Consider the following 14358-nt stretch of genomic DNA (forward strand, 5'->3'; position numbering starts at 1 on the left):
ACCCCGAAAGGTGCGTTCGACTTGCATGTGTTAGGCATGCCGCCAGCGTTCGTTCTGAGCCAGGATCAAACTCTCAGGTTCAATCTGGAAACCAGCCAGAAGCCGGCATCCAACTGAACGGGTCACCGAAGCGACCTCACCTAAGCGTCAGAAACTGCATCGTCTCTAAAAACCTAGTCGAGATGCGTCACGGCAACCGCTGGCCCAATCCCCACTCGGGAACCGGACCCGCGTCGACGCCCAACAAAGCCGCCGCCTGCGCATCCCTTCTCACAACACGGTCTTCACTTTTAAAAGATCCCGCGGCTCAAAATTCTGAGCCGCATCGGCCTGCCCCCGGGCAGCTCGTGCCAGGGCAACATCGGCCAGTCTGTCTTGGCGCCCGCTGCGTCGTCGCCGTCTGGCGTCCGTCGCGTCGGGAGGCGCTTTATATGCCTCCCTCGCCCTACCCTGCAAGACGTTTTTTCAGAGGAGTTTCATTTTTTTGACGGGCCGTCCGCCGGATCCGCCGCGAGCAGGCCGAGCAGCGCCCGGACCAGTTCCTCGCGGGTGAAGGGCTTGCGCAGGATGGGCGCATCGGCCGGCGCCGCCTCCAGGTTCTCGTAGCCCGTGGTGAAGAGATAGGGGATGCCCCGCTCCTCCAGCACCTCGATGACCGGGAAGATGGACCGGCCGCGCAGGTTCACGTCCAGGATCGCCACGTCGATGCTGTCACCCGCGGCCAGCCGGATGGTGTCGGTCAGGGTGGAGGCCGGGCCGACGACCACGCAGCCTTCGCTGGCGAGCGTCAGCTCCACCGTCATCGCCAACAGCGCGTCGTCCTCGACCACCAGCACGCGCCGGCCGACCAGCCCGGCGCCCACCCGCATCCGCTTGACCGGCGGCGACTTGGAATCCGAGGCTGGGCGGCTGAGCAGAAGCTGCGTCGTCGGCATCCGGATCGTGCAGTTCATTCCCTCCGGCCGCCAGTCATACTGGATGACGCCGCTGAGCTGGTGCTTGGCGGTGCGCTCGATCAGGGTGGAGCCGAAGCCGCTGCGGCCCGGCGTCCGCACGGGCGGGCCGCCGGACTCCGCCCAGCGCAGCTCCATGCTCTTGCCGTCCGGCTCGATGGTCCAGGTCAACTCCAGCCGGCCGTTGGGGTTCGACAGGGCGCCATGCTTGGCCGCGTTGGTGGCGAGTTCATGGACGATCATGCCGAGCGGCTGCACGGCGTCGGCCAGCAGCGCGACGGACGGCCCGTCGATGTGCACGCGGGTGCGCCGCTGCGCCTGGTAGGGCGCCAGCTCGCCCTCCAGGATCTGCCGGAGATCGACGCTGGACCAGCGGTTCTTGGCGAGCAGCGTGTGGGTCCGCGCCAGCGCGCTGACGCGCCCCTCCACCGCCAGGACGAAGGCGGCGGGCGTGTCGGCGCGGGTCAGCCGGACGAGCGCCTGGACGACGGCCAGCGCGTTCTTGGCGCGGTGGTCCACCTCCCGCATCAGGAGCCTCTGCCGCTCCTCGGCGCTGTGCCGCTCGGAAATGTCCACGATGATCTGGAGCAGCCCGCTGGGCTGCCCCCCCATGGCGCGCAAGGCCGTGACGCTGTTGCTGACCCACAGAGCGTGCCCGTCCGGCCGGACGAACTCGCTCTCGGCGGTGAAGGCCTCGCCCTCCTCGATGGCGCGTTCCAGCAGAGGGAGCAGGGTCGGAAGCTCGCTCGGCGGCAGGATGTCCTGCATGCGCAGGGTCAGCAGCTCCTCGCGCGTCCTCCCGACCAGCTCGCAAAAGCGGTCATTGACCAGCTCGAACCGGCCGGACAGGTCCGACTGGGACAGCCCGACCGTCGCCTGGGTGAAGATGGCGGAAAGCTGTTCCTGGCTGTGCAGCAGCCCGGCCTCCGCCTGCTTCTGGCGGGTCACGTCACGCAGGCTGAGCGCCCAGGCCGGAGCACCCCGGAAGCGGATGGAGCGCATGACGCATTCCACCGGGAAAACCGAGCCGTCGGCGCGCAGCGCCAGGCTGTCGAACGGTTCGGCGTCCGTTCCCGCGCCCTGGTCCAGCAAGGCGTCCCGCGCCTGGGGAGCGAAGACGTCCAGCACCTCGCGCCCGAGGGTCTCCTCCTCGGCGCTGCCGCGCATCCGGCAGAAGGCGGCGTTCACGGCCATGATCCGGCTGCCGTCGTGAATGGCGACGGCGTCGGAGGCGGCGTCGGACAGGGCGCGCAACGTCTCCAGCGCCGGATCCGAGTGGGAATCGGTCAATGCGCGTATCCGTCCATGACGTTCAGCCGGCACCTTTGCTCTGGAAAAACACGGCGGCAGAATGGCGCGCCGACCGAACAACATTCAATAAGCCGAACGCCTAGGCTGTTCGTCCAGCCCAGGCGCTTGGGCGTCATTGGAATTTCGGTCGCGGCAGCGTGAAGTCCACCGTCTCCGGGCGGCCCGGAAGGGAAAGCCGGCATTCGACCGGCGCGCCCCGGCTGATCACCTTGCCCCGGCGCAGCACGAAGAGCCGAGCCGCCCGCAGCCGGATCGCCTCCACCGGGTCGCCGGCCTGGAGCACGACCAGATCTGCGTTGCAGCCCGGCTCCAGCCCATAGCCCTCCAGGTGCAACAGCTTGGCCGGCGCCCTCGTCACGGCGTGGAAGCAGGTCTTCATGGCCTCGTGGCCGGTCATCTGCCCGACATGCAGCCCCATGTGCGCCACCTCCAGCAAATCGCCGGAGCCCAGCGGGTACCAGGGGTCCATCACGCAGTCATGGCCGAAGGCCACGGTCAGCCCGGCGGCCATCAGCTCCGGTACGCGGGTCATGCCACGGCGCTTGGGGTAGCTGTCGTGGCGCCCCTGGAGCGTGATGTTGATCAGCGGGTTGGCGATGGCGCCGAGCTGCGCTTCCACCATCAGCGGAATCAGCTTGGAGACGTAGTAGTTGTCCATGGAATGCATGGAGGTGAGGTGCGAGCCGACCACCCTGCCCTGAAGCCCGAGCCGCTGCGCCTCGCAGGCGAGCGTCTCGACATGGCGCGACAGGGGGTCGTCGCTCTCGTCGCAATGCATGTCCACCAGCAGGCCGCGCTCGGCCGCCAGCTCGCAGAGCAGCTTCACCGACGCCGCACCGTCCGCCATGGTCCGCTCGAAATGCGGGATGCCGCCGACCACGTCCACCCCCATGTCGAGCGCGCGGGTCAGCAGCTCCAGCCCGCCCGGCGTGCGCAGCACCCCGTCCTGCGGGAAGGCGACGAGCTGGAGGTCGAGGTAGGGCTTGACCCGCTTCTTCACCTCCAGCAGCGCCTCCACCGCTAGCAGGCGGGGGTCACAGACGTCCACATGCGTGCGGATGGCCAGCAGGCCACGCGCCACCGCCCAGTCGCAATAGGCCAGCGCGCGCTCGGCGATCGCCTCCTGCGTCAGCTGCGGCTTCAGCTCGCCCCACAGCGCGATCCCCTCCAGCAGCGTGCCGGACTGGTTGATGCGCGGCAGCCCGTAGCTGAGGGTCGAGTCCATGTGGAAATGCGCGTCCACGAAGGGCGGCGTGACCAGCCGGCCGGTGGCGTCGATCTCCTCGCCCCCCTCGGCCTGGAGGTCCGGCTCCACGGCGGCGATGCGGCCGTCCCGGACGCCGATGTCGATGCCGGTGCGCCCGTCGGGAAGTGTGGCACGGCGGAGGATGAGGTCGAACATCAGCGTTCACCCTTGCGGTAGGGAATCATGAGGGCTCGCGGGTAGGCGGCACGGCGCGACATCAGCACCAGCGCCAGGATGCTGAGCAGATAGGGCAGCATCAGGAAGAGCTGGTAGGGCAGCACCCCGCCGGTGATCTGCTGGAGGCGGAGCTGGAAGGCGTCGAAGGCCGCGAAGAGCAGCGCGCCCAGCAGCGCCTTGCCGGGCTGCCAGGAGGCGAAGACGACCAGCGCGATGCAGATCCAGCCGCGCCCGTTGACCATGTTGAAGAAGAAGGCGTTGAAGGCCGACAGGGTCAGGAAGGACCCGGCCAGCCCCATCAGCGCGCTGCCCGCCACGACCGCGCCCACGCGCAGGCCCGTGACACTGAGCCCCTGCGCCTCGGCCGCCGCCGGGTTCTCGCCCACCATGCGCAGGGCGAGCCCCACCGGTGTGCGGTAGAGCACATAGGCGACCAGCCCCACCAGCAGGAGGGCGAGGTAGGTCAGCGCGGTCTGGCTGAACAGCGCCGGGCCGAGCACGGGGATGTCCGACAGGCCCGGGATGGGCAGGGGCTGGAAGGGCTCGATGGTCGGCGGGGTGGATGCCTGGGGCAGCACCAGCCGGTAGACGAAATAGGACAGGCTAGTGCCGAGCAGCGTCACCCCGATGCCCGCGACATGCTGCGACAGGCCGAGCGGCACGGTCAGCCCGGCGTGCAGCAGCCCAAGCAGCCCGCCGCACAGGGCCGCCACGGCGACCCCCGTCCAGAGGTCGGCGCCCTGGTAGACGGCCATCCAGCCGGCCATGGCGCCGAGCGTCATGATGCCCTCGATGCCGAGGTTCAGCACGCCCGCCCGCTCGCACACCAGTTCGCCCAGCGTGCCGAGAATGTAGGGGGTGGCGATGCGCAGCGTCGCCGTCCAGAAAGCGGCGGACACGAGAAGGTCGAAGATTTCCGCCATGGGATCAGCCCCGCCGCAGCCGGTAGCGCGTCAGCAGCCCGGCGACCAGCATGCAGAGCAGGCTGGCGGCGACGAGCACGTCGGCGATGTAGTTGGGCACCGGCATGGCGCGGCTCATGGCGTCCGCGCCGACGAAAAGGCCGGCGATGAAGACGGCGGCCCCCACGGCGCCGACGGGATGGAGCTGCGCCAGCATGGCGACGACGATCCCCGCATAGCCGAAGCCCGGCGAGAGGTCGAGCGTCAGGTAGCCGCGCAGGCCCGTCACCTCCGCCGCACCGGCCAGCCCGGCGAGGCCGCCGGACAGCAGCGCCGTGCGCAGCATGACCCGCGTCACGGAGATGCCGGCGAAGGCCGCGGCGCGCGGGTTGGCGCCGACCGCCCGGTTCTCGTAGCCCCAGACGGTGCGCGCGTCGATCAGCCAGAGGGCCAGCGCCAGCACCAGCGCGATGGCGAGACCGGCGTGCAGCCGCGTGCGCTCCAGCAGCTTGGGCAGTTCCGCCTCCGGCAGGACCGGGGCGGACTGCGGCCAGCCCATGCCCATGGGGTCCTTCAAAGCCCCCTCCAGCAGCATGGACACGAAGAGCAGGATCACGAAGTTCAGCAGCAGCGTGGTCACCACCTCGTCCACGCCGAAGCGGACCTTCAGCACGGCCGGCCCGAGCAGCGTGACGCCGCCGGCCGCCGCACCCGCCAGCAGGACCAGGGGAAGCAGCAGCCAGGCGGGCAGATCCAGCAGGCCGCCGCCGAGCGCCACGGCGGCGAGTGCCCCCATGTAGAGCTGCCCCTCCGCGCCGATGTTCCACAGCTTCGCGCGGAAGGCGACGGCGGCGGCCAGCCCGGTCAGGATCAGCGGCGTGGCACGGGTCAGCGTCTCGGTCAGGGCAAAGCGCGACCCGACGGCGCCCTCCAGCAGCAGCCCGTAGGCGCGAAGGACCGGCGCACCGGCCCAGGCGACCAGCAGGGCGCAGAGCGCCAGCGCCGCGGCCACGGCTCCCAGCGGCGCGAGGATGCGGGCAAGGGCCGGGACATGGGTGCGGGGTTCAAGAAGCATGAAGGGCCAAACTCACGATACGGTCTCCCGCGCGCCGTGCGGCGCGCCGTCCAGGACGCCCTCCCACTGGCCGGCCATCAACAGGCCGAGCTGCTGGATCGACACGGACTCGCGCGGCATCAGGGGCGTCAGCCGGCCGTGGTGGATGACGGCCAGCATGTCCGACAGGGCCAGGATCTCGTCCAGATCCTCGGAGATCAGCAGCACCCCGGCCCCGGCGGCGCGCGCCTCCAGCAGCCGGCCGTGCACGTAGGAGACGGCGCCGATGTCGAGCCCCCGTGTCGGCTGGCTCGCCAGGATCAGGTGCGGCCCGTGGGCCAGCGTGCGGCCCAGGATCAGCTTCTGCATGTTGCCGCCGGACAGCAGCTGGGTGCGGGTGTCCGGGCCGGCGCCGCGCACGTCGAAGGCGCGGATCACCTCCTCGGCGTGGCGGCGGGCGACACCGCGCCTCAACACACCGAAGCGGGAGAAGGCAGGGTCGCGGTAGCGCTCGGCGATCAGGTTCTCCCAGACCGCCATGCCGCCGACGAGGCCGGTGGCGTGCCGGTCCTCCGGGATGCGGGCGACGCCGCGCCGGACCATGCCGGCGGGGTCGGCGCCCTCGACCGGCGCGTTCAGTAGGGTGACGGTGCCCGACTCCGGCGCCACGAGGCCGCTGACCAGCTCGGCCAGCGCCGCCTGCCCGTTGCCCGACACGCCGGCGATGCCGATCACCTGATGGCGGAGGATGGTCAGGTCCAGCCGGTCGAGCAGCGCCCGCCCGTCCTCGGACCGCACGGTGACGCCGGACAACGCCAGCACCGGCTCGCCCGCCGCCATGGGAGCGGACGTGGGCGGCTTGACCGCGCGGCCGACCATCAGCTCGGCCAGCTCGGCGCGGTCGGTCTCCGCCGTGCGGCGCGTGGCGACCAGCCGGCCGCCGCGCAGGACCGCGACCGTGTCGCTGGCGGAGAAGACCTCGTGCATCTTGTGGCTGATGAAGACGACCGCCAGCCCGTCCGCCGTCAGGCGGCGCAGGGTCTCGAACAGGCCGGCCGACTCCTGCGGGGTCAGCACGGCCGTCGGCTCGTCCAGGATCAGGATGCGGGCGTCGCGGTAGAGCGCTTTCAGGATCTCCACCCGCTGCCGCTCGCCGACGGACAGGGACGCGACCTGGGCGTCGGGATCGACCTTCAGCCCGAAGCGGGTGCCCAGCTCCAGCAGCCGGCGCCGCCCCGCCCCCCGGTCCGACCAGGGCCGCCACAGGGATTCGGTCCCGACGACGACGTTGTCGAGAACCGAGAGGTTGTCGGCCAGGGTGAAATGCTGGTGCACCATGCCGATGCCGGCGGCCAGCGCCGCCTTGGGCGAGGCCGGGGCCAAGCGGCGGCCGAAGGCCTCCACATACCCTTCGTCGGCCATGTAGTGGCCGAAAAGGATGTTCATCAGCGTCGTCTTGCCGGCGCCATTCTCGCCCAGCAGCGCCAGCACCTCGCCCTCGTGCAGGTCGAGCGAGATGGCGTCGTTGGCGAGAAGAGGACCGAAACGCTTGGTGATGCCGGCGAGCCGAAGCACGCGCTTCGGCCCGCCGCCTGCCTGTTCCGTCATGCCGGGCCGGACCGCCGTCACATCGAGGACTTCGGCTCGCCGTCGTCCACCTTGACGGTGAAGGCGCCGTCGAGGATCTGCTTCTGCTTGGCCTGCACCCTGGCGACGAGGTCGGCCGGCACCTTGCCCTCGAAGCTGCCGAGCGGGGCGAGGCTGGAGCCGCCGTGCTTCATCATGCTGTAGGGGCCGTACTCCTCCGCCTTGAAGCTGCCGGCCTTGACCTGCTTGATGGCGCGGTCGATGGAGGGCTCCATGTGCCACAGCGCGCTGGCGACGACCGTCTCGGGATACTGGGCCTGGGTGTCGATCACGTTGCCGATCGCCAGGACCTTGCGCTCCTTGGCGGCGTCGGAGACGCCGAAGCGCTCGGCGTACATGATGTCGGCGCCGCGGTCGATCATGGCGAAGGAGGCTTCCTTGGCCTTGGGCGGGTCGAACCAGGAACCGATGAAGCTGACCATGAACTTGACGTTCGGGTTGACCTCCCGGGCGCCGGCCATGAAGGCGTTCATCAGCCGGTTCACCTCGGGGATCGGGAAGCCACCGACCATGCCGATGACGTTCGACTTGGTCATGCCGCCCGCGATCATGCCCGTGAGGTAGGCCGGCTCCTGGATGTAGTTGTCGAAGACCGAGAAGTTCGGCTCCTGCTGCTTGAAGCTGGAGCCCATCAGGAAGGCGGTCTTCGGATAGTCCTTGGCGACGCCGCGCGCGGCGCGCTCGACACCGAACACCTCGCCGACGATCAGCTGCTGGCCCGCCTCGGCGTACTGGCGCATGACGCGCTCATAGTCGGTGTTGGCGGTCGATTCGGCCCACACATACTCGATCTCGCCACGCTGCTGGGCGGCCTGGAGCGCCTTGTGGATGCGGCTGACCCATTGCTGCTCGACCGGCACGGTGTAGACGCCGGCGACCTTCAGCTTGTCCTGCGCGAAGGCCGGCCCGGCCCCGGCGAAGGTGCCGAGGGCGCCGACAGCCAAGGTGGCGGCGGCGATGCCGCCCAGGACCGCGCGCCGGGTGAAACGGGCGGCCAGGGAACGCGAACGATGATCCATGTGGGCTCTCTCTGATCTGAACGGCTGATCGGAAGGGTGGATCGAAGGGGTCTAGTCTTCGCAGAGGCGGACGGTCGCATGTGACCAAAACGGAGGCAAGAGCCATAACGCTGCAAAAAGCGTCAATTCACCACCGGGTGCCGCCCCTCCGCCAGCATCTGGCCGACCAGCGCGCGCAGGGCCCCCGGCCGGATCGGCTTGTACAGCACGCGGCAGCCGGCCTCCTCCGCCTCCTCGCGGATGGCGGCGTCGCGGTCGGCGGTAATCAGCGCCGCTGGCAGCGGACCCAGCGCCCGTCGCAGGACGGCCAGCGCCTCGACCCCCGTCCGCCCGTCGTCGAGATGGTAGTCGGTCAGCAGGATCTCCGGCATCCGACCGTCGAGGAGAGCCAGGGCCTGCTCCGCCGTGGGGGCGACCACGACCTGGCAGGCCCAGCCGGACAGCAGGTCCTCCATCGCCCGCGCGATGGAGGGTTCGTTCTCCAGGCAGAGCACCAGGGCGCCGTCGAAGCCGCGCGCGCGCGGTCGGGCCAGCGCCGGGGCGAGGGGCGCCGGCTCGTCGGTCAGGGGCACCAGCACGGAGAAGACGCTGCCCCGCCCGACGCGCGAGCGCACCCCGATCCGGTGGCCCATGATGCCGGCCAGCCGCTCCACGATGGCGAGCCCGAGGCCGAGCCCCTTGCCGCGCTCGTTCCCGCCCTGGTCGATCTGCCGGAACTCCAGGAAGATGTCGCGCAGCCGGTGTTCGGGGATGCCGGGGCCGGTGTCCCACACCTCGATCGACAGGTGGGTGCCGCGCCGGCGGCAGCCGATCAGGATGCGCCCCTCCGCCGTGTAGCGCGCGGCGTTCGCCAGGAAGTTCTGGAGGATGCGGCGCAGCAGGGTGGGGTCGCTGCGGATCACGGCCCGGCTGGGCACGATGCGCAGGGCCAGCCCGTGCTGGCGCGCCAGCACCGTGAACTCCTCGCCCAGCGGCTTCAGAAGCTCCTCCATCCGCAAGGCCCTGGGCGTCGGCTGGACGACGCCGCTGTCGATTTTCGACACATCGAGCAGGTCGGAGAGGATCTGGTCCACCGAGCGCAGGGAATCGTCGATCTGGCCGATGGCCGGGTCGCTCACCCGCTCCGCCATCGCGGTCACGAACAGGCGCGCGGCGTGCAGCGGCTGGAGCAGGTCGTGGCTGGCGGCGGCGAGGAAGCGCGTCTTGTCGCGGTTGGCCCGCTCGGCCTCCCCCTTGGCCTCGGACAGGGCCTGGGTGCGCTCGGCGATGCGGCGCTCCAGGCTCTCGTTCGCCTCGCGCAGGGCCTCGGCGGCCCGGTGGCGCTCGGTCACGTCGGTGTAGACCGCGACGAAGCCGCCGTCCGGCATGGGGTTGGTGGCGATCTCCAGCACCGTGCCTTCGGGGCGCTGACGGACATAGACGTCCGGCTTGCCCTGGCGGCGCGGGTCGGAGCGGCGCGCCAGCAGGGTCTCGATCTCACCGTTGCGGCCGTATTCGCCGCGTTCGCCGATGAAGGCGACGATCTCCGCGAGCGGGGTGCCGACCTGGACGAACTCCTCCGGCAGGTCGAGCAGGGCCAGGAAGCGGCGGTTCCAGGTCGCCACCCGGAACTCCCCGTCGAACACGCAGATGCCCTGCCCCACATTCTCGACGGTGGCGCGCAGCAGCTCGTGCTGCTTCAGGATCGCGCGGGAGGCCTCGTCGATGATGGTGCGGGCGTCGGTGCGCGACAGCCGGCGGTCGGACAGCAGCCCGGCCACCACCACCCGCGCCGACGCCGAGCCGACCGCACCCGCCAGCAGCCTCTCGGTGATCTGGATCGCCTCGGCCCCGCTGCGCACGATCTGCCCGCCCAGGATCTCGCCGAAGGCACCGTCCGCGGCACTTCCCGCCGGGGGCATGAGGTGGCGGAAGGCGGCGTCCGCCTTGTCCTTGCCGACATAGCGCGTCGCCAGGTCGTGCAGGTCGGCCAGCGTCGTCGCCTTGGCGGCGGAGGAGGCCCCCTCGCCGCCCCGGCGCGGGAAGACGAAGCGCGCCGCCTGCCGCGTTTCCAGCGGCGACGGCCGGGTCAGCAGCGACAGCCCGACGAGGATCGCGACGTTCGGCCCCAGGCTCCACAACACGGCGTGCGACAGCGGGTCGAGCCCGGTCACCCCGGCCAGCGCCACCGGGCTCAGCGCGGCCATCCCGAAGGGGCCGGCGGACAGCACCCCCTCGGCCAGCCAGCCGGCGTCGGCGAAGGAGGGCAGCAGCATGGTGTAGGCCCAGCCCAGGAAACCCGCGCAGATGCCGCCGAAGGCGCCGGCCCGGTTGGCGCCGGTCCAGAACAGCCCGATCAGCAGCGCCGGCGCGAACTGGGCCACGGCGGTGAAGGACATCAGACCGATGGTGGCAAGCGGGAAGGCCGGCCCGATCAGCAGATAGCAGCCGTAGGCCAGGATCAGGATGACGATCACGGCCGAGCGCCGCACCGCCAGCAGGACGGGTGCCGGGTCCTGGCGCAGCTTCCGCGCGGCCGGACGGGAGGCCATCAGCAGGGGCACGATCACGTCGTTGCAGATCATGGTGCTGAGCGCCACCATCTCCACCAGCACCATGCTGGTCGCCGCCGACAGCCCGCCGATGAAGGCGATCAGCGCCAGCCAGGGCCAGCCCGCCTGAAGCGGGATGGACACCATGAAGGTGTCGGCGTTCACGCCCGTCCCGTCGAAGAGCGTCAGCCCGGCCAGCGCCACCGGAAGGACGAAGAGGTTGATGGCGATGAGATAGACGGGGAAGAAGGCGGCCAGCGTGCGGATGTCGCCGGCGTGGGTGTTCTCGACCACCGCGACGTGGAACTGCCGCGGCAGGCAGAGGATCGCCAGCCCCGACAGCAGCGAGGCCGCCCACCAGTCCGGCCCGATGGCCTCCAGCGTGAGCGTCGCGGCGAAGTCCGGATGCGCCGCCACCGACCGCAGGAAGCCGTCCGGGCTGCCGAACCAGGACACGGCGACGATCAGCCCGACCGCCAGGGCGGCGCCGAGCTTCACCACCGATTCGGCGGCGATGGCCATCATCAGCCCGCGGTGATGCTCGTTGCTGCTGATGCCGCGCACCCCGAACAGGATCGCGAAGATCGCCATCAGCAGCGCCACCAGAAGCGTCGTCCCGCCCGGAAGCTGGGCCGCCTCGAAGCCCTGGCCGAAACTGTCCACCGCCAGCACCTCGAAGCTGATGGTGATGGCCTTGAGCTGCAAGGCGATGTAGGGCAGCAGCCCGATCACCGCCGTCACGGTGACCAGCGCCGCCAGCCCCTGGCTCTTGCCGTAGCGCGCCGACAGGAAGTCGGAGATGGAGACGACGTTCTCCGCCTTGGCGACGCGGACGATGCGGGCCAGCAGCGGCCAGCCCAGCCCGATCATCAGGATCGGTCCGACATAGATCGGCAGGAAATCGAAGCCGTCCACCGCCGCGCGCCCGACCGCCCCGTAGAAGGTCCAGGAGGTGCAGTAGACCCCGAGGCTCAGGCCGTAGAGCAGCGGGGTGCGCCGCGCCGCAGCGGCCCCCGCCGTCCGGTCGCCGTACCAGGCGATGGCGAAGAGCGACAGCAGATAGGCCAGCGAGACGACGAGAATGAACCAGCTTTCCATAAGCCCCGCCGCATGCCCCGCCGCGCGTCCCGCGCGGCCGCGTTTCCACCCGGCCCGAGCTTAGCACAACTCGGCCGTAAGGCATGGACGCCGGGAGTGCCAGCGGCCTTCAGCCCGCGAGATGGCGGCCGGCATCGAGCAGCATCTTGCAGCCCGTGAGGAAGACCAGCGTGTAGGAGACGATGTAGATGAGATCCTGATCGAGCCGCCCATGCAGCCGCCGGCCGATCCAGACGCCCAGGGGGATGGAGGGCGACAGGAGTGCGGCCGCGAGCAGCGTCGGGCCGTCGAACTGCCCGAGCAGCATGTAGGGGACGATCTTGGCGTAGTTCACGACGGTGAAATAGACCGTCTGGGTGCCGGCCAGCTCCGTCTTCGGGAGGTTCTGCGGCAGGATGTAGACCGCCAGCGGCGGCCCGCCGGCATGGGCGAGCAGGCTGGTGAAGCCCGACACGCCGCCCCAGACGTAGCCGGCCACCGGGCCGGGCGCGGCCCCGGCCCCGGTCCGCAGCAGGCCGACGCGCCGCAGCAGCCATTGCCCGGCGAAGACCACGGCGATGAGCCCGATCAAGGGTCCGACCAGCCAGCCCGGCGCGCGGCCGATCAGCAGCGTGCCGACCGCCATGCCCACGAGCGTGCCGGGGATCAGAAGCTTCAGATGCCCCGCGTTCCAGGTCCGCGGCGGGTAAGCCATCATGGCGAACACGTCCATGAGGCAGACCAGCGGCGCCAGGACGGCGGCGGCCTGGAGCGGCGGGATGAAGAGCGACAGCACCGGCACGCCGATCACGGCGAGCCCGCCGCCCGAAGCCCCCTTCATCAGCGCGATCAGGAACAGGGTGGCCGAGGCCACGAGATAAAACTGCGGGTCGAAGGCGTACAAGGGACGGTCATGCTCCGGAAGGCCGCCCCTTGCCATTCGTGGAGCGCGGCCCCGCCGGTATGCCGGAACCACGGCCCATCCGCAGCCGGAAATGGCAGCCATGAAAAAAGGGCGGGGAAATAGGAGCCGCGAATGACCGGCGAAGCGATGCGGGCGCGACGGATGCCCCGGCCGGGGTCAGCGGCAGAACCGCTCATAGGCAGCCGCGACGATCCGCAGACCCTCGCGCAACCTCTCGACCGGCGGGCTTCCGAGCGCGAGGCGCAGGGCCGGTGGTGCCGGCACGCTGGACGGCGTGAAGGCGGCGGCGGGCGAAACGACCACCCCCAGCGCATGGAGGTGGCGGACGAAATCATCCGCCCGGACGCGTTGCGGCAGGCTTAGCCACAGGTGATAGCTCGTGGGGTGTGACCGGATCGCGTCCCCCGGCAGCAAGGACGCAGCGAGCCGCTGCCGTTCCGCTGCGTCCCGCCGCTTGCGGCCGAGCACGGTTCCGGCGCTGCCGTCCTCGATCCAGCGGGATGCGAGTTCCGCGGCGATGGGGCTCGCCGCCCAGGTCGTGCTGCGGATCACCGTCTCGATGCGGTCCCGGAGATGCCGGGGCGCGGCCATGAAACCGATGCGCAATCCCGGCGCGAAGAGCTTGCCCATGCTTTGGATGTTGAAGCCGAGGCCCGGCGCCAGGCTGCGAAGCGACGGGAGGATCCGGTCGTCGAGAAAGCCGTAGGCCTCGTCTTCCAGGATGTGGACCGCGTGCTTGCGGCAGATCGCCGCCACGCGCTCGCGCCGTTCCGGCGGCATCACCGTGCCGAGCGGATTGTGGACCGTCGGCATGAGATAGAGCGCGCGCAGTTTGCGCGACCGGCACAACTCCTCCAACCGCTCCGGCAGGAGGCCCTCTCCGTCCATCTCCACCGGCGCCAGATGGATCTGCTGGAGACCGGCCAGGATCTTGAAGCCGGGATAGGTCAGGCTTTCGACGGCCACCGTGTCGCCGGGACCGCAGACCGCCGCCGTCGCGACGGCGAGCCCGTGCTGAGAGCCGGCGGTGATGAAGACCTCGTCCGGGTCGGCATGCAGCCCGCGGCTCGCGAACCAGGCGCCGGCGGCCTGACGGTCCCGGAGCCGGCCCGCTGGCGAATGATAGCCGAGCAGGCTGGACCAACCGCCTTCGAGGGCGACCTGCCCAAGCGTCTTCTCCATCAGGTCGCCCTGAATGTCGAGGATCGGATAGTTGAGGCTAAGATCGATCAGCGGGGCCGCGATGCCGGACTCGTTCAGGTCGTCCATGTTGTGCCGGGCCGGTCCCCGCACGAAGGTTCCCCGCCCGACCTCGCCCATCGTGAGCCCACGGCGGCGCAGTTCCCGATACACGCGGCTCGCCGTGGCCGGTGCCAAGCCGAACCGGTCGGCGAGTTCGCGATGGGTCGGCAACCGGCTGCCGGGTGCCAGGGTGCCGTCGAGGATGTCCGCGGCAAGGCGCTCGACTACGTCCGGGAAGCGCGCGGCTACCATGAGCGCGCCGCTTCCCCCGGCT

9 protein-coding genes and 1 rRNA gene are annotated in these 14358 nt (G+C 70.5%); all 10 read right to left on the minus strand.

The window, feature by feature from the left end:
- Positions 1-81 (minus strand): 16S ribosomal RNA (locus JUB11_RS21420); the annotation flags it as partial.
- Positions 82-476: 395 nt separating this feature from the next.
- The gene (locus JUB11_RS21425) at positions 477-2243 is read right to left on the minus strand and encodes a PAS domain S-box protein (RefSeq protein ID WP_207460671.1); all 1767 of its coding nucleotides are present in this window, start codon (positions 2241-2243) and stop codon (positions 477-479) included.
- A 133-nt stretch (positions 2244-2376) separates the two neighbouring features.
- On the minus strand, positions 2377-3666 hold the full coding sequence (locus JUB11_RS21430) for an amidohydrolase family protein (protein ID WP_207460673.1): 1290 nt from the start codon (positions 3664-3666) through the stop codon (positions 2377-2379).
- Positions 3666-4610, minus strand: coding sequence for an ABC transporter permease (locus tag JUB11_RS21435; protein ID WP_207460674.1), 945 nt, complete (start codon positions 4608-4610; stop codon positions 3666-3668). The genes JUB11_RS21430 and JUB11_RS21435 overlap by 1 nt, the downstream gene beginning before the upstream one ends.
- A 4-nt stretch (positions 4611-4614) precedes the next feature.
- Positions 4615-5664, minus strand: coding sequence for an ABC transporter permease (locus JUB11_RS21440; RefSeq protein WP_207460676.1), 1050 nt, complete (start codon positions 5662-5664; stop codon positions 4615-4617).
- Between the two features lie 12 nt (positions 5665-5676).
- A complete protein-coding gene (locus JUB11_RS21445) occupies positions 5677-7251 on the minus strand; it encodes an ABC transporter ATP-binding protein (protein WP_207460678.1) in 1575 nt (524 codons plus the stop codon).
- Positions 7252-7268: 17 nt separating this feature from the next.
- A complete protein-coding gene (locus JUB11_RS21450) occupies positions 7269-8309 on the minus strand; it encodes a BMP family protein (protein WP_207460679.1) in 1041 nt (346 codons plus the stop codon).
- Between the two features lie 122 nt (positions 8310-8431).
- Positions 8432-11938, minus strand: coding sequence for a NahK/ErcS family hybrid sensor histidine kinase/response regulator (locus JUB11_RS21455; protein WP_207460681.1), 3507 nt, complete (start codon positions 11936-11938; stop codon positions 8432-8434).
- Positions 11939-12047: 109 nt separating this feature from the next.
- Entirely contained in the window at positions 12048-12821 is a 774-nt protein-coding gene (locus tag JUB11_RS21460; RefSeq protein ID WP_207460683.1) for a sulfite exporter TauE/SafE family protein, read from the minus strand.
- A 177-nt stretch (positions 12822-12998) separates the two neighbouring features.
- Positions 12999-14336: a PLP-dependent aminotransferase family protein gene (locus JUB11_RS21465; RefSeq protein WP_207460685.1), complete on the minus strand. Its 1338-nt coding sequence runs from the start codon at positions 14334-14336 to the stop codon at positions 12999-13001.
- Positions 14337-14358 lie beyond the last annotated feature (22 nt).

The sequence above is a fragment of the Azospirillum sp. SYSU D00513 genome (assembly GCF_017356015.1).
In the GTDB taxonomy this organism is placed as follows: domain Bacteria; phylum Pseudomonadota; class Alphaproteobacteria; order Azospirillales; family Azospirillaceae; genus Azospirillum.